This is a genomic window from Pseudomonas mosselii, from assembly GCF_005796105.1.
Taxonomy (GTDB): domain Bacteria; phylum Pseudomonadota; class Gammaproteobacteria; order Pseudomonadales; family Pseudomonadaceae; genus Aquipseudomonas; species Aquipseudomonas mosselii_C.
In genome coordinates, this window is the sequence record NZ_VAUO01000014.1 from 38,693 (window position 1) to 58,660 (window position 19,968).

Annotated in this window: 20 protein-coding genes; 10 read left to right on the forward strand and 10 right to left on the reverse strand. The window is 63.0% G+C overall.

The window, feature by feature from the left end; all coding sequences use genetic code 11:
- Positions 1–18 precede the first annotated feature (18 nt).
- From rodA to FEM01_RS21105, 8 genes are all read left to right on the forward strand, one after another.
- Positions 19–1,122, forward strand: coding sequence for a rod shape-determining protein RodA (gene rodA, locus FEM01_RS21070; protein WP_171031003.1), 1,104 nt, complete (start codon positions 19–21; stop codon positions 1,120–1,122).
- A gap of 17 nt (positions 1,123–1,139) precedes the next feature.
- Complete coding sequence (gene mltB / locus FEM01_RS21075) at positions 1,140–2,150, forward strand: lytic murein transglycosylase B (RefSeq protein WP_138221393.1); 1,011 nt, start codon at positions 1,140–1,142, stop codon at positions 2,148–2,150.
- Positions 2,151–3,149: a septal ring lytic transglycosylase RlpA family protein gene (locus tag FEM01_RS21080; protein ID WP_138221394.1), complete on the forward strand. Its 999-nt coding sequence runs from the start codon at positions 2,151–2,153 to the stop codon at positions 3,147–3,149.
- 266 nt (positions 3,150–3,415) lie between these two features.
- Entirely contained in the window at positions 3,416–4,576 is a 1,161-nt protein-coding gene (locus tag FEM01_RS21085) for a D-alanyl-D-alanine carboxypeptidase family protein (RefSeq protein ID WP_138221395.1), read from the forward strand.
- Positions 4,577–4,649: 73 nt separating this feature from the next.
- Positions 4,650–4,925 carry a DUF493 domain-containing protein gene (locus FEM01_RS21090; RefSeq protein ID WP_011535839.1) on the forward strand — a complete coding sequence of 92 codons (276 nt, stop codon included), beginning with the start codon at positions 4,650–4,652 and terminating at the stop codon, positions 4,923–4,925.
- Positions 4,925–5,572, forward strand: a complete 648-nt coding sequence (gene lipB / locus FEM01_RS21095; RefSeq protein ID WP_138221396.1) for a lipoyl(octanoyl) transferase LipB — start codon at positions 4,925–4,927, stop codon at positions 5,570–5,572. The genes FEM01_RS21090 and lipB overlap by 1 nt, the downstream gene beginning before the upstream one ends.
- Before the next feature lie 2 nt (positions 5,573–5,574).
- Positions 5,575–6,591, forward strand: coding sequence for a lipoyl synthase (lipA, locus tag FEM01_RS21100; RefSeq protein ID WP_138221397.1), 1,017 nt, complete (start codon positions 5,575–5,577; stop codon positions 6,589–6,591).
- A gap of 108 nt (positions 6,592–6,699) precedes the next feature.
- A complete protein-coding gene (locus FEM01_RS21105) occupies positions 6,700–7,638 on the forward strand; it encodes a S66 peptidase family protein (RefSeq protein ID WP_138221398.1) in 939 nt (312 codons plus the stop codon).
- A gap of 129 nt (positions 7,639–7,767) precedes the next feature.
- Here the strand turns inward: FEM01_RS21105 and FEM01_RS21110 are convergent, their stop codons facing one another.
- The 5 genes from FEM01_RS21110 to leuS all read right to left on the reverse strand — a co-directional run bounded on the left by FEM01_RS21110 (position 7,768) and on the right by leuS (position 13,837).
- Positions 7,768–9,084, reverse strand: a complete 1,317-nt coding sequence (locus FEM01_RS21110; protein WP_138221399.1) for a lytic murein transglycosylase — start codon at positions 9,082–9,084, stop codon at positions 7,768–7,770.
- Positions 9,085–9,145: 61 nt separating this feature from the next.
- A complete protein-coding gene (gene arfA / locus FEM01_RS21115) occupies positions 9,146–9,310 on the reverse strand; it encodes an alternative ribosome rescue factor ArfA (protein WP_138221400.1) in 165 nt (54 codons plus the stop codon).
- A 183-nt stretch (positions 9,311–9,493) separates the two neighbouring features.
- Complete coding sequence (holA, locus tag FEM01_RS21120) at positions 9,494–10,531, reverse strand: DNA polymerase III subunit delta (protein ID WP_138221401.1); 1,038 nt, start codon at positions 10,529–10,531, stop codon at positions 9,494–9,496.
- Between the two features lie 37 nt (positions 10,532–10,568).
- Complete coding sequence (lptE, locus tag FEM01_RS21125; RefSeq protein ID WP_138221402.1) at positions 10,569–11,174, reverse strand: LPS assembly lipoprotein LptE; 606 nt, start codon at positions 11,172–11,174, stop codon at positions 10,569–10,571.
- Positions 11,175–11,230: 56 nt separating this feature from the next.
- A complete protein-coding gene (gene leuS, locus FEM01_RS21130) occupies positions 11,231–13,837 on the reverse strand; it encodes a leucine--tRNA ligase (protein WP_138221403.1) in 2,607 nt (868 codons plus the stop codon).
- Positions 13,838–14,078: 241 nt separating this feature from the next.
- On the opposite strand from leuS, the gene FEM01_RS21135 reads away from it, so the two are divergent.
- Positions 14,079–14,393, forward strand: a complete 315-nt coding sequence (locus FEM01_RS21135; RefSeq protein ID WP_138221404.1) for a hypothetical protein — start codon at positions 14,079–14,081, stop codon at positions 14,391–14,393.
- Positions 14,394–14,521: 128 nt separating this feature from the next.
- A complete protein-coding gene (locus tag FEM01_RS21140; protein WP_138221405.1) occupies positions 14,522–15,283 on the forward strand; it encodes a YdcF family protein in 762 nt (253 codons plus the stop codon).
- A 36-nt stretch (positions 15,284–15,319) separates the two neighbouring features.
- Here the strand turns inward: FEM01_RS21140 and lnt are convergent, their stop codons facing one another.
- The 5 genes from lnt to FEM01_RS21165 all read right to left on the reverse strand — a co-directional run bounded on the left by lnt (position 15,320) and on the right by FEM01_RS21165 (position 19,913).
- On the reverse strand, positions 15,320–16,837 hold the full coding sequence (gene lnt / locus FEM01_RS21145) for an apolipoprotein N-acyltransferase (RefSeq protein ID WP_138221406.1): 1,518 nt from the start codon (positions 16,835–16,837) through the stop codon (positions 15,320–15,322).
- Between the two features lie 8 nt (positions 16,838–16,845).
- Positions 16,846–17,685, reverse strand: coding sequence for an HlyC/CorC family transporter (locus FEM01_RS21150; RefSeq protein ID WP_138221407.1), 840 nt, complete (start codon positions 17,683–17,685; stop codon positions 16,846–16,848).
- A 26-nt stretch (positions 17,686–17,711) separates the two neighbouring features.
- A complete protein-coding gene (ybeY, locus tag FEM01_RS21155; RefSeq protein WP_138221408.1) occupies positions 17,712–18,185 on the reverse strand; it encodes an rRNA maturation RNase YbeY in 474 nt (157 codons plus the stop codon).
- Positions 18,178–19,176: a PhoH family protein gene (locus tag FEM01_RS21160; protein ID WP_138221409.1), complete on the reverse strand. Its 999-nt coding sequence runs from the start codon at positions 19,174–19,176 to the stop codon at positions 18,178–18,180. The genes ybeY and FEM01_RS21160 overlap by 8 nt, the downstream gene beginning before the upstream one ends.
- Before the next feature lie 191 nt (positions 19,177–19,367).
- A complete protein-coding gene (locus FEM01_RS21165; RefSeq protein ID WP_138221410.1) occupies positions 19,368–19,913 on the reverse strand; it encodes a tetratricopeptide repeat protein in 546 nt (181 codons plus the stop codon).
- Positions 19,914–19,968 lie beyond the last annotated feature (55 nt).

Consider the following 19,968-nt stretch of genomic DNA (forward strand, 5'->3'; position numbering starts at 1 on the left):
CTCTCCAGCGAGGACGTGATGCGCAGGCGCGCCAGCTTCCTGCAGCGCATCCACGTCGACGGTCCCTTGCTGCTCATCCTGCTCACACTCGCCGCTGGCAGCCTGTTCGTGCTGTATTCGGCCAGCGGCAAGAATTGGGATCTGCTGATGAAGCAGGCCAGCTCGTTTGGCATTGGTCTGGTGTCGATGTTCATCATCGCTCAGCTCGAACCGCGCTTCATGGCACGCTGGGTGCCGCTGGCGTACCTGGCCGGTGTGCTCCTGCTGGTGGTGGTGGACGTGATGGGCCACAACGCCATGGGTGCCACGCGCTGGATCAACATCCCCGGGGTGATCCGTTTTCAGCCCTCAGAGTTCATGAAGATCATCATGCCGGCGACCATCGCTTGGTATCTGTCCAAGCGCACCCTGCCGCCACACCTCAAGCATGTGGCGATCAGCCTGGTGCTGATCGGCGTGCCGTTCATCCTCATCGTGCGTCAGCCTGACTTGGGGACTGCACTGTTGATCCTGGCCTCCGGCGCCTTCGTGTTGTTCATGGGGGGGCTGCGTTGGCGCTGGATCATCAGCGTGATCACCGCGGCAGTGCCGGTGGCGGTAGGCATGTGGTTCTTCGTGATGCACGACTATCAAAAGCAGCGCGTACTGACCTTCCTCGACCCTGAAAGCGACCCCCTGGGCACGGGCTGGAACATCATCCAGTCCAAGGCGGCGATTGGCTCAGGCGGCGTGCTGGGCAAGGGCTGGCTGCTCGGCACCCAGTCGCACCTGGACTTCCTCCCGGAAAGCCACACCGACTTCATCATCGCGGTGCTGGGGGAGGAATTCGGCTTGGTGGGCATCTGCCTGCTGCTGATCATCTATCTGCTGCTCATCGGCCGTGGCCTGATGATCACTGCCCAGGCGCAGACATTGTTCGGCAAGCTGCTGGCGGGCAGCTTGACCATGACCTTCTTTGTGTACGTGTTCGTCAATATCGGTATGGTCAGCGGCTTGTTACCCGTGGTGGGCGTGCCGCTGCCCTTCATTAGCTATGGCGGAACTTCGTTGGTGACGCTGCTGTCAGCGTTTGGCGTTCTGATGTCGATCCACACGCACCGCAAATGGATCGCACAGGTTTGAAAAAGGTGATGAATTTGATGCAAGCAGTGCGTAACTGGGCTGCCCGTTGTGCGCCGTGGATCGGTGCGGTGGGCCTGTTCGGCGCTGTCCAGCAGGCCCATGCCGGCGACTATGACGCCTCTCCTGAAGTGGCCGCATTCATCGGTGAGATGAGCCGCGACTATGGATTTGCCGGCGAGCAGTTGGTGGGCGTGTTCCGCGAGGTGCAGCGCAAGCAAGCGATCCTCGATGCGATTTCGCGTCCGGCCGAGCGGGTCAAACCGTGGAAAGAATACCGCCCGATGTTCATCACCGATGCGCGCATCGCCCGTGGCGTGGACTTCTGGCGCCAGCACGAGGCCGCCCTGGCGCGGGCCGAGCAGCAATACGGGGTGCCGGCGCAGTACATCGTCGCGATCATCGGCGTGGAAACCTTCTTTGGGCGCAACACCGGCAATTACCGGGTCATCGATGCACTGTCCACCTTGGGCTTCGATTACCCGCCGCGCGCCGAGTTCTTCCGCAAGGAACTGCGCGAGTTCCTGCTGCTGGCCCGCGATGAACAACTCGATCCGCTCACGCTCAAGGGCTCGTATGCCGGTGCGATGGGCCTGCCGCAGTTCATGCCGAGCAGTTTTCGCAATTACGCCGTGGACTTCGACGGCGATGGCCACATCAACATCTGGACCAACCCGGACGATGCCATCGGCAGTGTTGCGAGCTACTTCAAACGCCATGGCTGGGTTGCCGGAGGGCCGGTGGTCAGTCGCGCGACGGTCTCCGGCGAGCTGGCCGATCAAGGGTTGACCAGCGGCATCGAACCGGTGAGCACCGTGGGGCAGTTGCGGGCGCTGGGCTGGTCGAGTCATGATGCGCTGCGCGATGATATGCCGGTCACCGCCTTCCGTCTGGAAGGCGAAAAGGGCCCCGAATACTGGATGGGCCTCAAGAACTTCTACGCGATCACTCGCTACAACCGCAGCGTGATGTATGCCATGGCGGTGCATCAGCTTTCGGAACAGCTGGTTCAGGCACGGGGCGTCAACTAAATGCGCGAGTTTTTTACAGCCAATACGTTCAAATTGCTGACCTGCGTGGCCGTCGGCCTGGTGCTGGCCAGTTGTTCTTCCAGCCGACCGACCTCGCAAAGCGGCGGTAACGTCGTGCGTGCGCAGCCGGGCCTGGACATCAACCGTGCCCACAAGGATGGCGCGCCCTGGTGGGACGTGGACGTCAACAAGATCCCCGATGCCACCCCGACCGTGCACAACGGCGCCTACAAGGCCAACCCGTACACGGTGCTGGGCAAGACCTACTACCCCATGCAGGATTCGCGCAACTACCGCGCCGAGGGCACGGCGTCGTGGTACGGCACCAAGTTCCACGGCCAGAATACTGCCAACGGTGAACTGTATGACCTGTATGGCATGAGCGCGGCGCACAAGACCTTGCCGCTGCCGGCTTACGTGCGGGTGACCAACCTGGCCAACGGTCGCAGCGTGATCCTGCGGGTCAACGACCGCGGCCCGTTCTACTCCGACCGGATCATCGACCTGTCGTACGCGGCGGCGAAAAAGCTCGGTTACGCCGAGATTGGCACCGCGCACGTGCGTGTGGAGGGTATCGATCCGCAGCAGTGGTGGGCCGATCGTGGCCAGCAGCAGCCGTTGATGCTCAAGGAGCCGCAAGTGGCCCAGGCGCAGCCGATGACTGCCAGCACCGGTCGTGTCGAGCAGTGGACGCCGCCTGCGCAGCAGCATGCAGCGCCCGTGGTGCCGGTGCAGGTCGCGGGCAACAACGTGCCCTCCAGTGCCGGTGGCAGCATCTTGCAGGTGGGCGCCTTTGCCAACCCGGACGCCGCCGAGCTGCTGCGTGCCAAACTCAGTACCATGGTCAGCGCGCCGGTGTTCATCAGCTCCATCGTACGTAACCAGCAGACGCTGCACCGCGTACGCCTGGGCCCGATCAACAGCCAGGGCGAGATCCAACAAGCCCAGGACAGCATTCGCCTGGCGAACCTTGGCCAGGCCAAGGTTGTCACTGACTGAGCGGACAAGCGGCAAGCTGCAAGAAGGGGGGAAGCGTACATCGTCGCTTTTTCTTGAAGCTTGCAGCTCGCAGCTAGAGCCGCTCTAGCTGTCGGTTTGTTCATGAATTGCCGGGCCTTGCCATGTACAATGCCCGCTTTTGCCCTGGGCGGCATTACGCCGCACTTTTTTGGGCCAGGCCTAATGGCCACATAACCAGACTGACGCGGCGTCGGGCACCCTGTTGCCGACGGAACATCAGACCATTAGCGATTTACGAGAGACGGATGAATATCACCAACCTTGCCAAACGACTTTGCCTGCCCGTTCTGCTGATGATCATGCCGGCCGCCTTCGCGGCCGAGCAGATGATGCCGGCACCGCCACAACTGGCCGCCAAGTCCTACGTACTCATGGACGCGTCCAGCGGCAACGTGCTGGTCGAGAACAACGGTGACGAGCGCCTGCCGCCAGCCAGCCTGACCAAGCTGATGACCGCCTACATCGCCACCCTCGACATCCGTCGCGGCCAGATTGGCGAGAACGACCCGGTCACCGTCAGCGAAAACGCCTGGCGTACCGGCGGTTCGCGCATGTTCATCAAAGTCGGTAGCCAGGTCACCGTCAGCGACTTGCTGCACGGCATCATCATCCAGTCCGGCAACGATGCCTCGGTTGCCCTGTCCGAGCACATCGCCGGTAGCGAAGATGCCTTCGCCGACATGATGAACAAGACTGCCGCCGACCTCGGCATGTCCAACAGCCACTTCATGAACCCGACCGGCCTGCCGAACCCGGAGCACTACTCCTCGGCTCACGACATGGCCCTGCTGGCACGCGCGATTATCAACGAAGATCCTGCGCACTACGCCATCTACTCGCAGAAAGAGTTCTTCTGGAACAACATCAAGCAGCCTAACCGCAACCTGCTGCTGTGGCGTGACAAGACCGTCGACGGTCTGAAAACGGGCCACACCGAAGAAGCCGGCTACTGCATGGTGGCTTCGGCGGTACGTGACGGCCAGCGCCTGATTGCCGTGGTATTCGGCACCAACAGCGAGCAAGCCCGCGCTGCCGAGACGCAAAAGCTGCTGACCTACGGTTTCCGCTTCTTCGAAACCCAGACCTTCTACCAGAAGGGCACCGAGCTGACCCAGGCGCCGGTATGGAAGGGCGCCACCTCGCAAGTCAAGGCTGGCCTTGCCAACGACCTGACCATGACCCTGCCAAAAGGCCAATTGAAACGCCTTCAGGCGTCCATGACCATGAACCCGCAGCTGACCGCGCCCATCGCCAAAGGTGACGTGATCGGTAAAGTGGAAGTCAAACTGGACGAGAAAGTGGTTCACAGCGCTGACCTGATCGCCCTCGACGGCGTCGAGGAAGGCGGATTCGTGCGCCGTATGTGGGATAGCATCCGCCTGTTCTTCTACGGTTTGTTCAACTGATACGTGACCTGCATGCCCCCGTGAACCAGGCGGGGGCATTGTTGCTGCCACGGCTTACGAGGCCGTTACCGCCATGAGCGAAGAAGACGTCAAGTCGCACAAGATTGAATTCCCCTGCGAGGACTACCCGATCAAGGTGATCGGCGATACCGTTGTCGGTTTCCGTGATACCGTGATCGAGATCCTCAGCAAGCACGCCAAAGTCGACCTGTCGACGCTCGCCGAGCGTCAGAGCAAGGAAGGCAAGTACACCACCGTGCAGCTGCATATCGTCGCTGAAAGCGAAAACCAGCTGCACGATATCAACAGTGCCCTGCGTGCCACCGGCATCGTGAAAATGGTGCTGTGATGAACGCTTGTCTCGGTATTCGCGAGCTTGGCCTACAGCCCTACGAACCGGTGCTGGAGGCCATGCGCCGTTTTACCGAGCAACGCGGCCCGCACAGCCAGGACGAAATCTGGCTGGTCGAGCATCCCGCCGTGTTCACCCAGGGCCAGGCCGGCAAGGCCGAGCACCTGCTGGTGCCGGGTGATATCCCGGTGGTGCAGACCGATCGCGGTGGTCAGGTCACCTACCACGGCCCTGGCCAGTTGGTGGCCTATTTGCTGCTGGATGTGCGTCGCTTGGGTATCGGCGTGCGTGAGCTGGTCAGCCGTATCGAACTGACGCTGATCGAGCTGCTCGCCAGCTACGGCGTGCAGGCGGTTGCCAAGCCCGATGCGCCGGGTGTCTATGTCGATGGAGCGAAGATCGCCTCCCTCGGCCTGCGAATCCGCAACGGTCGTTCTTTCCACGGCCTTGCTCTGAACGTGGACATGGACCTTGCGCCATTCCGCCGAATCAACCCCTGTGGGTACGCGGGGCTGGCCATGACCCAGCTGCGTGACCTGGCAGGCCCGATCGAACTCGACGAGGTCAGGACAAGGCTGCGCGGACAGCTGGTCAAGCACCTCGACTATGCTGAGCAGACGACCCTCATGGGCGGAATCGACTGAATATGACAACTGTGCAAGAAGCCGTGCCTAACCAGATCCCCACGCAAGACGTGACCCCGCGTCCTGCCCCGAAAAAAGTCGAAGCCGGTGTGAAGCTGCGTGGCGCTGAGAAGGTCGCGCGCATCCCGGTGAAGATCATCCCTACCGACGAGTTGCCGAAGAAGCCCGACTGGATCCGCGTGCGTATTCCCGTCTCCCCGGAAGTCGACCGCATCAAGCAACTGCTGCGCAAGCACAAGCTTCACAGCGTCTGCGAAGAGGCTTCCTGCCCGAACCTGGGCGAGTGCTTCTCGGGTGGTACCGCCACCTTCATGATCATGGGTGACATCTGCACCCGTCGCTGCCCGTTCTGCGACGTGGGGCATGGCCGTCCGAAGCCACTGGACCTGGACGAGCCCAAGAACCTGGCTGTCGCCATCGCCGACCTGCGCCTGAAGTACGTGGTGATCACCTCGGTGGACCGTGACGATCTGCGTGACGGCGGCGCCCAGCACTTCGCTGACTGCATCCGCGAGATCCGCGCGCTGTCGCCGGGCGTGCAGCTGGAAACCTTGGTGCCGGACTACCGTGGGCGTATGGACGTGGCGCTGGAAATCACCGCGCAGACGCCTCCTGACGTGTTCAACCATAACCTTGAGACCGTGCCGCGCCTGTATAAGGCTGCGCGTCCGGGTTCGGACTACGATTGGTCGCTGGACCTGCTGCAGAAGTTCAAGCAAATGGTTCCGCACGTGCCGACCAAGTCCGGCCTGATGCTCGGCCTGGGCGAGACCGACGAGGAAGTGATCGAAGTCATGCACCGCATGCGTGAGCACGACATCGACATGCTTACCCTTGGCCAGTACCTGCAGCCTTCGCGTAGCCACTTGCCGGTGCAGCGCTTCGTGCACCCGGATACCTTTGCCTGGTTCGCCGAGGAAGGCTACAAGATGGGCTTCAAGAACGTTGCCTCCGGCCCGCTGGTGCGTTCTTCGTACCATGCCGACCAGCAGGCTCACGAAGCCAAGATCAAGCTCTGAGCGGGGCTTGAGCGTAACAGGCCGATGCACGCCATGAGGCGGCATCGGCTTTTTTGTTTTTGAGCTGCGAGCTTCATGTGGCAAGCGGCAAGCTGTAGGAGTGATGCGATGAATTGTGTGGAGAGCGCCGCCTCGCGCTTGCCCCAAGCCTTGCAGGTCGGGGCCCGCTTCGCCATTGTTGCCCCGGCTGGCCCAGCGCGGCTGGATCCCGGCAAGGCACACGATTGGTTTGCGCGGCGCGGCTACCGATGCCGTCTCTATCCGGGCGTCAGCCAGGCCGAAGGCTACCTTGCCGGTAGCGACGGGCAGCGCCTGCAGGACCTTCACGACGCGTTTGCCGACCCTGACATCGACGCCATCCTGTGCATGCGCGGTGGCTATGGCAGCATGCGCCTGCTCGATGGGCTCGATTTCGAACTGATCCGCCGTCATCCCAAGCCCTTGGTGGGCTACAGCGACATTACCGCGCTACACACGGCCATCAACCAGCGTGTCGGGCTGATCACCTTCCATGGCGCGATGCTCAATGCCGATCTGCTAGGGGAAAAACAGGCGCCCACCGCTTCCTCGCTGTTAGAGCAATTAGGCGGGCAAGTGGGCAGCGGCAGTGCGATTGTGCACCCTGCGGCCTATCCGTTGAGCACCGTGGTGCCAGGCAACGCGTGCGGCCGCTTGATCGGTGGCAATCTGTCGATGCTAGGGGCCACGATGGGGACCTTGGCTGAAATCGACAGCCAGGACAGTATCCTGTTCATCGAGGACGTCAACGAGCCGCTGTATCGCATTGATCGTCTACTGACCCAACTACGTCTGGCGGGCAAGCTACGAAGCGTGAAAGGGGTGCTGGTGGGGGACTTTGCCGGGGTCACGGTGACGGCGTTGACGCCCTTGCTGCTCGATGTGTTCGGCCCGTTGGGAGTGCCGGTGCTGGCCGGTTGGCGCAGCGGGCATTGCGACCCGAATGTGTGCCTGCCGCTGGGGGCCAAGGTACGCCTCGACAGCGCCGCTCAAAGCCTCACGCTGCTACAGCATCTGTTCAGGCGCTGAAGCACGCGCGAGCGGCCTCGTGCCGCGAACACCGGCGCAGCCGGTGCCATCCACCGCAGCCAAAGCCGCCCAATAGAGGAAAGGCGGCTTGGATTTGGAGTACGGCGGTGACGCCGGGCACCGGGCTGGCTATCTGCGGCGCAGGCTGTCGAGCAGCTTGTGCGTCGGATACCCATCGGCAGGCCAGCCCTGCGCTTGCTGCGCGTTGCGGATCGCCTTGCGCGTGTTGGCGCCGATGATGCCATCGGGGTTGCCTGCTTCGTGGCCGCTGGCATTGAGCAGGGTTTGCAGCTCGATGCGCTCGCTACGGCTGAGCGGCAGGTCATCCTTCGGCCAACTGCCGGCGATGAAGCCCCAGTTCGAGAAACGATCGCCCAACAGGCTTACCGCCAGCGCATAGGACGACGAGTTGTTGTACTTGAGGATCGCGCGGAAGTTGTCCAACACCAGGAACGCCGGACCGCGTGCGCCCGCTGGCAGCAGCAGGGCCGCCGACAGTTGGTTGCTACCCGGTGGCAGCTGAGTGCCGGTAGGTAGTGTCACGCCCAGTTGCAGCCACTCGCTGACTGTCTTGCGCTGGCTGCCATCGGCCAGCCACCAATCGAAGCCGTCCGGCACCTGGACCTCGAAGCCCCAAGGTTGGCCGCGCTTCCAGCCTGAGCTTTGCAGGTAGTGGGCGGTCGAGGCCAGGGCGTCGGGGGTGCTGCTCCAGATATCGCGGCGGCCGTCACCGTCGAAGTCCACCGCATGGGTAAGGTAGGTAGTCGGTATGAACTGGGTCTGGCCCATGGCACCCGCCCACGAACCGCGCATGGCATCAGGCTGGATATCGCCGTTCTGCAGGATCTGCAACGCGGCGATCAGCTGGTCCTGGGCGAACTGCGGGCGGCGGCCTTCGTAGGCAAGAGTGGCCAGCGAGCGGATCACTGACTTGTTGCCCTGGAACTGGCCGAAGTTGCTTTCCATGCCCCACACCGCCACCAATACCTGGCGATCGACGCCGTAGCGCTGTTCGATACGGCTCAGCAACTCGGCGTTCTGCTCCAGCAGTTTCTTGCCATTGCGCACGCGCACCGGCGACAGCGCGCCATCCAGATATTCCCAGACCGGGCGGCTGAATTCGGGTTGGCTGCGGTCAGCCTTGATCACGTCCAAGTCCGGGGTAACACCCAGAAACGCACGGTCGAACAGGCTGGCGCTGATACCGGCTTGCAGGGCTTGCTGACGGAACCCGGCCTGCCATTGGGCGAAGGTTTGCAGCGGCTGGATTTCGGTACTGACCGCAGGCGTGGTGCCGGGGAGTGTCACCACCGGGGCGGGCTGGGCCGGAGCCAGCGGCAGGGCGTCGGCGGCGGTGGGTTTTTCCGCGCAGGCGACGAGGAGGATGAAACTTGTAGCCGCGATCAGCTGACGGGGTTGCCAGCGCAGGGTGAGACGAGAGGGCATGCACAGATCCAGAATTGCAGGTCAGGTGCCGACCATACCATGCTTGCGCTTTTCATGCCTTTCATGCGGCCATAAAGCAGGAAGCCTCCCAATCTCTCGATTGGAAGGCTTCGCGGCGGTAGCTGCCTTTGCCTTTTGCGGCTCGCTCCTGGCGGCAGCGGAACAGCGGTTGGGCGACGATGGACTTGGCCTTGTTGGGGCCGTGCTTGTTCGGCTTCTTGGACATGGCGGGTTCCCGATTGGGTGGATGTCGGGGCGCACTTTAGGCCTGAGCGGGCGAGCGGGCCAATTGATTGTGTTTATGGTTTTGGCAGACGGGCGCGCCGCTCGCACATGAGGTCGTGTCAACTCAACGAGCAGTGATTTGCGCTGATAGAAATGGGCGTGTGCAGCGTCTGAGGCGCGGAACCTACTCAGCCGGCAAGCTCAGGCGCTGCCCGGCCATCAGCAGCGAGAGCCGCGCCAGGCTGGTCCAGGGTGAGCCTTCGGCCTGGCCTTTGATCTGTGCGTCGATCCGCTGTGCGTCCTGCAACAGGGCCGCCCAACGTTGTGCCGAAAGGCGTTGCAGGGCTTTACTGACCAATGGGCGGCGCTTATCCCAGATCGGTGGTCGCGCTTGGCTGAAGGCCTTGTCCAGCGGTACGCCCTGGCTGAACTGTTGGGCCAGCCCGGCCAGTAGACGCAGTTCGCGGGCCAGCGCCCAGAGAATCACCGGTGGTTCGACCCCTTCGCCACGTAGCCCTTCGAGCATGCGCAAGGCATGGCCTGCCTCACCGTTGAGGATGGCATCGACCAGGCCGAACACGTCGAAGCGAGCACTGTCGGCCACGGCTGCCTGAACTGTTTCGACCGTGATCTGGTTACCGTCGGCCAGGAGCTTGAGCTTTTCGATTTCCTGGGCCGCGGCCAGCAGGTTGCCCTCTACCCGCGCGGCGATCAGGTCGACTGCGTCGCGTTGGGCCGACAGTCCGGCCTGGGAAAGGCGCTGGTTGATCCATTGTGGTAGCTGCTGCGCGTCCACCGGCCAAATCTGGATGAACTGGCACTGGTTGCCCTCGATGAGGGCTTTGCCCCACTTGGTTTTCTGTGCGCTAGCGTCGAGCTTGGGCAGGCTGATCAGTAACAGCGTGTCTTCAGCCGGGTTGGCGCAATACTCCAGCAGCGCCGCAGCACCTTTGTCGCCGGGCTTGCCCGAAGGCAGGCGCAGTTCCAGCAGGCGGCGTTGGGCGAACAGCGACAGGCTGGCACCGGCCAGCAGCAGGTTGCCCCAGTCGAAGTTGGCGTCGGCGCTGAACACCTGGCGTTCATCGAAGCCCTGCTGGCGCGCCGCGCCACGGATGGCATCGGCGGCTTCCTGGCACAGCAGCGGGTCGTCGCCGCTGACGATATAGACCGGCGCCAATGGGCCTTGCAGGTGCTTGTTGAGTTGCGCGGGGGAGAGTTTCATGGTGGTAGGCGGGGCACCCGAGGTGCCCCGCTCGGACTCACTGGGCCGGTACTTCCAGCGGGGATTGCTGGGGCGTCTCGTCCTGAATGCGCTGGGCTTCCTGCGCGGCCTGGGCTTCGGCCTTGGCGCGCTCGTCAGCCCTGCGTTGCAATTTGGCCAGGTGCGCGGGGTCGATGTATTGCAGGCGGACCAGCATGGCCTGGACCAGGTCGTTGCGGATTTCCTCGCGGACCTGCGTAACTTCCTGGTCGCCGGCGGTGATGTTGTTGCCGTCGCGCACGTAGTAGCGGCGTACTTCCAGCTTGTCGCTCAGCAGCGGCGTGTTGTCGCGCCCGTTGATGGTGTATTCCAGGGTCGTGCTCAGCTCGTACTCGGCCGAACGCGAGGAGCGGGTGTAGGTGGCGGCGCGACGCTCTTCTTTCTCGTCGGCGAGCACCAGTGTGTAAGGTGCGGTGTTGGTGACCGTCACCCCGTTATTGGTGAGCGCTTGGCGCAGCTGAACCACGGTGGCACCGTAGCTGTTGCGAGCGCTGAGGCCCAGCTCCTTGACGGCGATTTCATTGGTGCCGGTGCCGCGCAACTGGAAACCGCAGGCGCTGAGCAGCACGGCCAGGCCCATTACCAGCAGATTGCGTTTGATCATGTTGTAGCTCCCTCGTGGGCCGATACGCCCGCCCTGTGCATGGGCGGGCGTTGCCATCAATTGGCGACGATGTTGACCAGCTTGCCTGGCACCACGATGACCTTGCGGATGGTCAGGCCGTCGGTGAATCGCAGGACGTTTTCGTTGTTGCGGGCGGCTGCCTCGATCTCTTCGCGGCTGGCGGCGGCAGGCATGTCGACCTGGCCACGCAGCTTGCCGTTGACCTGTACAACCAGGGTCACGGTGTCCTGCACCAGGGCACTTTCGTCGACGCTCGGCCAGACCGCATCGATCACTGCCTGCTCGTGGCCCAGGTGGTTCCACAGCGCGTGGGAGATGTGCGGGGTGATCGGTGCCAGCAGCAAGGTCACCGCTTCCAGGCCCTCTTGCAGCAGTGCACGGTCCTGAGCGGTGGCCTGTGGGGCTTTTTCCAACACGTTCATCACGGTCATCACCTGGGCGATGGCGGTGTTGAACTTGTGGAACTGACCCACGTCGTTGCTGGCCTGCTTGATCGCGGCATGAATGGCACGGCGGATGACTTTCTGCTCATCGCTCAGCGCGGTGGTGTCGAGCTTGCCTGGCAGGCCTTGCGCAACGTGGGCCTGGGCCAGGCGCCAGACACGCCGCAGGAAGCGGCTGGCACCCTCGACGCCGGAGTCGGACCACTCCAGGCTCATGTCGGGCGGCGAGGCGAACATCATGAACAGACGGCAGGTGTCGGCACCGTACTGGTCGATCATCGATTGAGGGTCGACGCCGTTGTTCTTGGACTTCGACATCTTCTCGGTGCCGCCGATTTCCACCGGCAGGCCGTCGGTCTTCAGGCGCGCGCCGATTATCTTGGCTTTGGCGTCACGCTCGATTTCGACATCGGCGGGGTTGAACCAGTCCTTGCCACCGTTGCTGGCAACGCGGTAGTAGGTTTCAGCAACGACCATCCCTTGGGTAAGCAGGTTCTTGAACGGCTCGTTGGAGGTCACCAGGCCTTCGTCGCGCATCAGCTTGTGGAAGAAGCGTGCGTACAGCAGGTGCAGGATGGCGTGCTCGATACCGCCGATGTACTGATCGACCGGCAGCCAGTGGTTGGCGGCTTTCGGGTCGACCATGCCACCTTCGTAGTTCGGCGAGGCGTAGCGGGCGAAGTACCAGGACGACTCGACGAAGGTGTCCATGGTGTCGGTTTCGCGCTTGGCCGCAGCGCCGCATTTCGGGCACGTGCACTCATAGAACTCGGGCATGCGCGCCAGCGGCGAACCGGCGCCGTCTGGCACCACGTTCTCGGGCAGGGTGACCGGCAGTTGGTCTTCCGGCACTGGCACGTCGCCGCAGGACGGGCAGTGGATGATCGGGATCGGGCAGCCCCAGTAGCGCTGGCGGCTGATGCCCCAGTCGCGCAGGCGGAACTGGGTGCGCGACTTGCCGAGTTCCTTGCGGATCAGCGCGGCTTCGATGGCGTCGAAGGCGCCCTGGAAGTCCAGGCCGTCGAACTCGCCGGAATTGATCAGTTGGCCGTGCTCGCCATAGGCAGCCAGCCATTCGCGGCCGACTTCGTCGCCAGCACTGGTGCGCACCACAGCTTTGACCGGCAGGTTGTACTTGTGGGCGAACTCGAAATCGCGCTCGTCATGCGCCGGCACGGCCATCACTGCGCCGTCGCCGTAGTGCATCAGCACATAGTTGGCGACCCAGACCGGCAGCTTTTCACCGGTCAGCGGGTGCTGGACGAAGAGGGCGGTCGGCATGCCCTTCTTCTCTTGGGTAGCCATGTCGGCCTCGGCCACGCTGCCGCTCTTGCATTCATCGATGAATGCTTGCAGCGCAGGGTTGCCCTGGGCGGCCTGGGTGGCCAGCGGGTGCTCGGCGGCGACGGCGACGTAGGTCGCGCCCATCAGGGTGTCCGGACGGGTGGTGAAGACTTTCAGCGCGCCGTCATGGCCGATGCTGGCCTGATCGAACGGGAACTGCACTTCCATACCGCGCGACTTGCCGATCCAGTTGCGCTGCATGGTCTTGACCTGCTCAGGCCAGCCCGGCAGCTCGTCGAGGCTTTCCAGCAGCTCGTCGGCGTAGTCGGTGATGCGGAAGTAGTACATCGGGATTTCGCGCTTTTCGATCAACGCGCCCGAGCGCCAGCCACGGCCGTCGATGACTTGCTCGTTGGCCAATACGGTCTGGTCGGCCGGGTCCCAGTTCACCGTACCGTTCTTGCGGTAGATCACGCCTTTTTCGAACAGACGGGTGAACAGCCACTGCTCCCAGCGGTAGTAGTCCGGCTTGCAGGTGGTGACTTCACGGGCCCAGTCGATGGCCAGACCCAGGCTCTTGAGCTGGGTCTTCATGTAGTCGATGTTCTCGTACGTCCATTTGGCCGGGGCGACGTTGTTTTTCATCGCGGCGTTTTCGGCCGGCATGCCGAACGCGTCCCAGCCCATCGGTTGCAGGACATTCTTGCCCAGCATGCGCTGGTAGCGGGCAATCACGTCACCGATGGTGTAGTTGCGCACGTGCCCCATGTGTAGCTTGCCGCTCGGGTACGGGAACATCGACAGGCAATAGTAGGTGTCTTTGCCTGGCTGTTCGCTAACAGCGAACGACTGTTGCTCGTCCCAGAAGGTCTGGGCGGCGGCTTCGATATCACGGGGCGTGTATTGTTCGTGCATGGCTACTTTTTTGCTGAGAGAGAAAAGACCCTGTTTCCAGGCAGCGCAACCTCGCTGCGACCGGCACTGCGGTGTCGATAGAGTGAACGCCGTAGCATACATGAGCGCTGTGTATCGTGGGAAACCTTGATTGCATCGCCCGCCGCACGGGCCGTTGGTCGCAGCGCCCGGCTGCTTTTCCCAGCGACGCTAAGCTCATCGGGAGGGGGGGAGATATTCTGACCTTCAATGAGGTGAACGGATGGGAGAGTCGCAACTAACCACGAATAAACCGGATCTTTATGAGCGCCTGATCGATCGCCTGGGGCTGGCACTGGAAATGGCCAGGACTTCAGTGCGATTGCGTGACGAGATGCCTGCCGAACTGGAGTTGCGTGGTCTGAGCCATGCCGAGTTCGAAGTCATCAAGGCCTACCTGGAGTCGCTTCCAGAAAACCGTCACGCCAGCGCCAGTGCTTATCCGCAAGCGCAATCGTCGTCTGACAGGATCATCTGGCTGAAAGATCGCAAGCGCCCCGCTGCATCGGCAAGGTCCAGGACGCTGTCCTCGCGTTAGTCGTCCAGCGTCGCAGGTGCGCGTTTGCGCGCCGATTTCCAGATACCCAGCATCGTTAGGCGCCGGCTGCCTCTTGAGGCCCGGCGCCGTTCCTCTTAGGCTGCATGCCCTGCATGGAGAGGTGTGCGATGCCACTGCGATTTTTCATCAAACAATGGCTGATGCCGCCGGGGATTCTGCTGCTGTTGCTGCTGCTTGGCTGGTGGTTGCGCAAGCGCCGCCCGCGCCTGGCGGCAGGCTGCTTCGGGCTGGGCTTCGGTGCACTGTTGCTGATGAGCCTGCCACTGGTGGTTGAGCAGGCCGCGCGGCAGTTGGAGACTGAACCTGCCTTGCCCCTTCAGGCCTGGGCCGATCTGGCCACACGTGCCGATGCCATCGTGGTGCTCGGGGCCGGCCGTGAGCGCGGCGATCCTGCCTGGCAAGGTGCCGACCAGCCCACCTACGTCGCCCTGGAGCGCATGCGCTATGCCGCCGCCTTGGCCAAGGCTTCCGGGTTGCCGGTAGCCACCAGCGGTGGCCTGCACTACGGAACGCCGCCCAGTGAGGCGCAGTTGATGGCCGATCGCCTGCAGCAGGATTTCGGGGTGGCGGTCAGCTGGAAGGAGCAGGCCAGCCGCACCACCTGGGAGAATGCCGAACTGAGCGCGCAGCTGTTGCAGCCGCTGGGTATCCGCCGCGTCGTGGTGGTGACCCAGGCCTGGCACATGCAGCGTGCCCGCTGGAGTTTCGAACAGGCGGGTTTCGAAGTGATCCCCGCGCCGGTAGGGTTCCTGGGACGCGAGCATGCGCGGCCGTTCGCGGGGCTATTGCCTGAAGGGCGCGCGATTTGGCAGAGCGGGCAGTTGCTCAACGAGGCGCTCGGGTTGGTCGGCTATCGGGTGTTCTACTGATCCAGGCGACTCCCGCACGGGAGCCGCCTGGTGGGCTCAGACGGTCTTGGCCATACGCCGCGCCAGTAGCGCCCAGCCCATCAGCAGGGTACACACGATCGCCAGCGGCCACGAACGCCATTGCAGGTAAGGCGTCAGTTGCTGCATCGGCACGACTTCGCCGTACAGGATGTCGCGCTGGAACTGTGGGATCTGGGTGCTGATGCGGCCGAACGGGTCGATCAGTGCGGTCACGCCATTGTTGGTGGCTCGGATCATCCAGCGACCGGCTTCCAGTGCGCGCATCTGGGCCATTTGCAAGTGTTGCAGCGGGCCGATCGAGGTGCCGAACCAGGTGTCGTTGCTGATGGTCAGCAGCAAGTCGCTGCGCGCGGCAAGGCTGGCGGCGAACTCGGGGTAGACCACTTCGTAACAGATGTACGGTGCTACTTGGTAGCCCTTGGCTTGCAGCAGTGGTTGGTCATCGGGGCCTCGGGCGAAGTCCGACATCGGCAGGTTGAAGAACTCGATCAGCCCGCGCAGCATGTCTTGAAGGGGCACGTATTCGCCGAAGGGCACCAGTTTCTGCTTGAGGTAGGTGCCGTCGCCCTGGCCGGTGACCGTGACGCCGTTGAAATAGCGGCGCTGGCGGTGAACCACTTCGCGCACCGGCACGCCGGTGATCAGTGCGGTGTTACGCTCGGCGGCGAAGCGCCCCATCATGTCGATGTAGCCTTGCGCCTGGTCCTTGAGCACGGGCACTGCGGTTTCCGGCCATACCAGAAGATCGACCGGCTTGCTGCTCAAACTCATGTCACGGTACAGCGCCAGCTGGGCGTTGACGTGTGCCGGGTCCCACTTGAGATCCTGCTCGACGTTGCCTTGTACGGCTGCGACCTTGAGCGCATCGCCCGCCGGCTGCGTCCAGGCATGGCCCTTGAGTGCCATGCCGATGATCCACGGCGCGACCAGCAAGACCAGGGCAGTGGCCAGGAATCCGGGGCGTGCGCGCAAGCGGTGCAGGTTGCACAGCAAGGCGGCGCTCAAGGCGAGGGCGAACGAAATCAGCCATACCCCGCCGATTGGCGCAAGGCCGGCGAGCGGGCCGTCGAGCTGGCTGTAGCCCGAGTAGAGCCACGGGAAGCCGGTCAGGAACCAGCCGCGGAAAGCTTCTTGCAGTAGCCACAATGCTGCAAAGCACAAGGCGTCTGCCAAGGGCGCTGCATCGCGCCGCAGCCAGCGTGCCCACAACCAGGCGGGCAGCGCGAAGAACAGCGCCAGGGCCGCGAAGAACGCCACCAGCAGCAGTACGGCCAACAACGGCGAGGCGCCGCCGTAGGTGTTCATGCTGACGTAGATCCACCAGGTACCGGCGCCGTACAGGCCGAAGCCGAAGCACCAGCCACGGCCCATGGCTTGGCGTGGAGTGAGCTGGCGCAGGCCGGCGTAGAACAGCACCAGTGCCAGCAGGGCCACCGGCCAGATGTCGAATGGTGCCAGGGCCAGCAGGGTCGAGGCGCCGGCCGCCAGGGCCAGCAGGTTACCGGGCCAGCCGGGGCGGGTGATCCAGCGCATGTTGTTCCTTAACGATTGATCGGGGTCAGACGCAGCAAGTGTATCCGGCGGCTGTCGGCGTTGAGAATACGGAACCGGTAGGCCCCGATCTCGGTGGTCTCGTTGCGTTTGGGCAGATGCCCGAAGGCGCTCATGACCAGGCCGCCGACCGTGTCGAACTCGTCATCGGAGAACTCGCTGTCGAAGAACTCGTTGAAGTTCTCGATCGGGGTGAGCGCCTTGACCAGAAAGTCGCCGCTGGGCAGCGGCTTGATGTAGCTGTCTTCCTCGACGTCGTGTTCGTCTTCGATGTCGCCGACGATCTGTTCCAGGACATCTTCGATGGTCACAAGGCCTGCCACGCCGCCGTATTCGTCGATGACGATGGCCATGTGGTTATGGTTGGCACGGAACTCGCGAAGCAGCACGTTCAGGCGCTTGGACTCGGGCACGAAGGTGGCCGGGCGCAGCAGGTCCTTGATGTTGAAGCTGTCGCCGTTCTCCTTGAGGATCAGCGGCAGCAGGTCCTTGGCGAGCAGGATGCCGAGCACATCGTCGTGGCTCTCGCCGATCACCGGGTAGCGCGAGTGCGCCGCGTCGATCACCGCGGGCAGGAACTCGCGTGGCGATTGGCTGGCCTTGATGCTGATCATCTGCGAGCGCGGCACCATGATGTCGCGCACCTGCAGGTCGGCGACCTGAATGGCGCCTTCGACGATGGTCAAGGCTTCGCTGTCGAGCAGCTTGTTCTGATGGGCTTCGCGCAACAGCTCGAGGAGCTCCTGGCGGTTTTTCGGCTCATGGGCAAAAGCCTGGGTCAGTTTACCCAGCCAGGACTTTTGCCCGTTGCTCGATCGATCTTCGCTCATGGCGGTTACTCGTGATCCTTACAGTGTCAGTGTGTAATTGAGTCGGTTTCGTCGTCGGCGTATGGGTCCGGGTGACCCAGTTCAGCCAGCAAGTTCCGTTCCAGCGCTTCCATCTCTTCGGCTTCCTCATCGTCGATGTGATCGTAGCCGAGCAGGTGCAGGCAGCCATGTATGACCAAATGCGCCCAGTGCGCTTCGAGCGACTTGCCTTGTTCGGCGGCCTCGCGCTCGACCACTGGCACGCAGATCACCAGGTCGCCCAGCAGCGGGATGTCGAGCAGCTCGTCAGGCACCTCGGCCGGGAAGGACAGCACGTTGGTGGCGTAGTCCTTGTGCCGGTAGGTGTGGTTCAGCTCGCGGCCTTCGGCTTCGTCGACCAGGCGGATGGTCATCTCGGAGTCGGCGCTGCGCTGGCGCAAGGCAAGCTCGCACCAGCGGCGGAAGGCGGCGTCATCGGGGGCGGCGGCGTCCGTGGCCCGTTGCAGGTCAAGTTCAAGCATCGTCGCGGGGTGCCTCGGGCTTGGCCTGACGGGCGTCGAAGCGGTCATAGGCTTCGACGATGCGCTGCACCAGCGGGTGACGCACCACGTCCTTGGGCTGGAAATGGGTAAAGCTGATGCCCGGTACGTCGCGCAGCACCTCGATCACGTGGGCCAGGCCCGACTTGGTGCCTCGCGGCAGGTCGACCTGGGTGATGTCGCCGGTGATCACCGCCGTGGAGCCGAAGCCAATTCGGGTCAGGAACATCTTCATCTGTTCGAGCGTGGTGTTCTGGCTCTCGTCGAGGATGATGAAGCTGTTGTTCAGCGTACGCCCACGCATGTAGGCCAGCGGCGCGATCTCGATCACCTGGCGCTCGATCAGCTTGGCCACGTGCTCGAAGCCTAGCATTTCGTACAACGCGTCGTAGAGCGGGCGTAGATACGGGTCGATCTTCTGCGCCAGGTCGCCGGGCAGGAAGCCGAGTTTTTCGCCGGCCTCGACTGCCGGACGTACCAGCAGAATGCGTCGCACCTGCTCGCGCTCCAGCGCATCGACGGCGCAGGCAACGGCCAGGTAGGTCTTGCCGGTACCGGCAGGGCCGATGCCGAAGTTGATGTCGTTGGCCAGGATTTCCTTGACGTAGCGCTGCTGGTTGACGCCGCGCGGGCGGATGTTGCCCTTGCGTGTACGCAGCGAGACGCTGACCTCGTTGACGGCGGGGTTGGCGAGGTTCTCGACCGTCGATTCCTGTAGATAGAGATGGACGGTTTCCGGCGACAGCTCGGTGGCCTTGGCCTCACGGTAGAGGCGGCGCAGGAGTTGCTCGGCAGCGGAAGTGGTTTGAGGTTCGCCGATCAGTTCGAATTGATTGCCGCGGTTGCGGATCTCGATGGCCAGGCGTTGTTCGATCAGGCGCAGGTGCTCGTCGAACTGGCCGCACAGGTTGGCGAAACGGTTGGCCTCGAAAGGTTCGAGGATGAAACGATGGGGTTGTATGGGTGCGTTCAAGGTCGTTTATAGCCGCCCGACGGCAGTGAATGTGAATTCAAGAATACCCCTTGAACCGCAGTGGCGAAAGCACTGAAACGATCAAGGGTATTTGGTCTTTCGCGGGGCTAGCCGGCCCACACGGATTAAGACAGCAGGATGCGCGGTTTTTCTTACGCTTGCGTGATGGCGAGCGAAAGTGCCGTGAAGGCTCAGGGCAGTGGCGAGAATGGCGAGCGCCCTTCGGCGTTCTGCAGCTCCAGGAGGTACTTGCGGAAAATCTGGCCGAGCACTTGGGTGGCGTGTTCGAGCTCGTCACGCGGCATCTGCTCGGTGACCTCGTCTGCCAGATCCAGGGCGTCTTCGGCGCCGTTGACCGCCGCCATTTTCAGCAGGATATAGGCCTGCACGTTGTTGGCCTTGACCCCTTCACCGCGATAGAACATCGAACCCAGGCGGTACTGCGCCTCGGCATGGCCTTGCAGGGAGGCCTTTTCGAACCAGTTGAGGGCTTTGTCGAGTTGGCGTGGGGAGGCGCTGTAGTAGAACTCACCCAGCTCGTACTGCGCTTGGGCGTCCCCGGCTTGTGCCGTCCGCTCGCAAGCCTTGAGGGCGTTCTCAAGGTCTTCCGGTGCTGCGTTCAGCGTGCAGCGTCCCGTCGCCGGAATCAGCAACGAGTTACCACCCTCCGCCAGGACCAGCAGAGGCTGAAGAAGCAACAGGCAGCCCAAGGTCAGGGCGCGGCCGGTGCGGTTCATGGGGATCGACTTACCTCTGCAAAGCTGCGGCCAATGTCTCTGGTGGCACATTATG

Coding starts and splice junctions, on each gene's coding strand:
- rodA (WP_171031003.1), top strand. CDS start 19: ATGCGCAGGCGCGCCAGCTTCCTGCAGCGCATCCACGTCGACGGTCCC.
- mltB (WP_138221393.1), top strand. CDS start 1,140: ATGCAAGCAGTGCGTAACTGGGCTGCCCGTTGTGCGCCGTGGATCGGT.
- FEM01_RS21080 (WP_138221394.1), top strand. CDS start 2,151: ATGCGCGAGTTTTTTACAGCCAATACGTTCAAATTGCTGACCTGCGTG.
- FEM01_RS21085 (WP_138221395.1), top strand. CDS start 3,416: ATGAATATCACCAACCTTGCCAAACGACTTTGCCTGCCCGTTCTGCTG.
- FEM01_RS21090 (WP_011535839.1), top strand. CDS start 4,650: ATGAGCGAAGAAGACGTCAAGTCGCACAAGATTGAATTCCCCTGCGAG.
- lipB (WP_138221396.1), top strand. CDS start 4,925: ATGAACGCTTGTCTCGGTATTCGCGAGCTTGGCCTACAGCCCTACGAA.
- lipA (WP_138221397.1), top strand. CDS start 5,575: ATGACAACTGTGCAAGAAGCCGTGCCTAACCAGATCCCCACGCAAGAC.
- FEM01_RS21105 (WP_138221398.1), top strand. CDS start 6,700: ATGAATTGTGTGGAGAGCGCCGCCTCGCGCTTGCCCCAAGCCTTGCAG.
- FEM01_RS21110 (WP_138221399.1), bottom strand. CDS start 9,084: ATGCCCTCTCGTCTCACCCTGCGCTGGCAACCCCGTCAGCTGATCGCG.
- arfA (WP_138221400.1), bottom strand. CDS start 9,310: ATGTCCAAGAAGCCGAACAAGCACGGCCCCAACAAGGCCAAGTCCATC.
- holA (WP_138221401.1), bottom strand. CDS start 10,531: ATGAAACTCTCCCCCGCGCAACTCAACAAGCACCTGCAAGGCCCATTG.
- lptE (WP_138221402.1), bottom strand. CDS start 11,174: ATGATCAAACGCAATCTGCTGGTAATGGGCCTGGCCGTGCTGCTCAGC.
- leuS (WP_138221403.1), bottom strand. CDS start 13,837: ATGCACGAACAATACACGCCCCGTGATATCGAAGCCGCCGCCCAGACC.
- FEM01_RS21135 (WP_138221404.1), top strand. CDS start 14,079: ATGGGAGAGTCGCAACTAACCACGAATAAACCGGATCTTTATGAGCGC.
- FEM01_RS21140 (WP_138221405.1), top strand. CDS start 14,522: ATGCCACTGCGATTTTTCATCAAACAATGGCTGATGCCGCCGGGGATT.
- lnt (WP_138221406.1), bottom strand. CDS start 16,837: ATGCGCTGGATCACCCGCCCCGGCTGGCCCGGTAACCTGCTGGCCCTG.
- FEM01_RS21150 (WP_138221407.1), bottom strand. CDS start 17,685: ATGAGCGAAGATCGATCGAGCAACGGGCAAAAGTCCTGGCTGGGTAAA.
- ybeY (WP_138221408.1), bottom strand. CDS start 18,185: ATGCTTGAACTTGACCTGCAACGGGCCACGGACGCCGCCGCCCCCGAT.
- FEM01_RS21165 (WP_138221410.1), bottom strand. CDS start 19,913: ATGAACCGCACCGGCCGCGCCCTGACCTTGGGCTGCCTGTTGCTTCTT.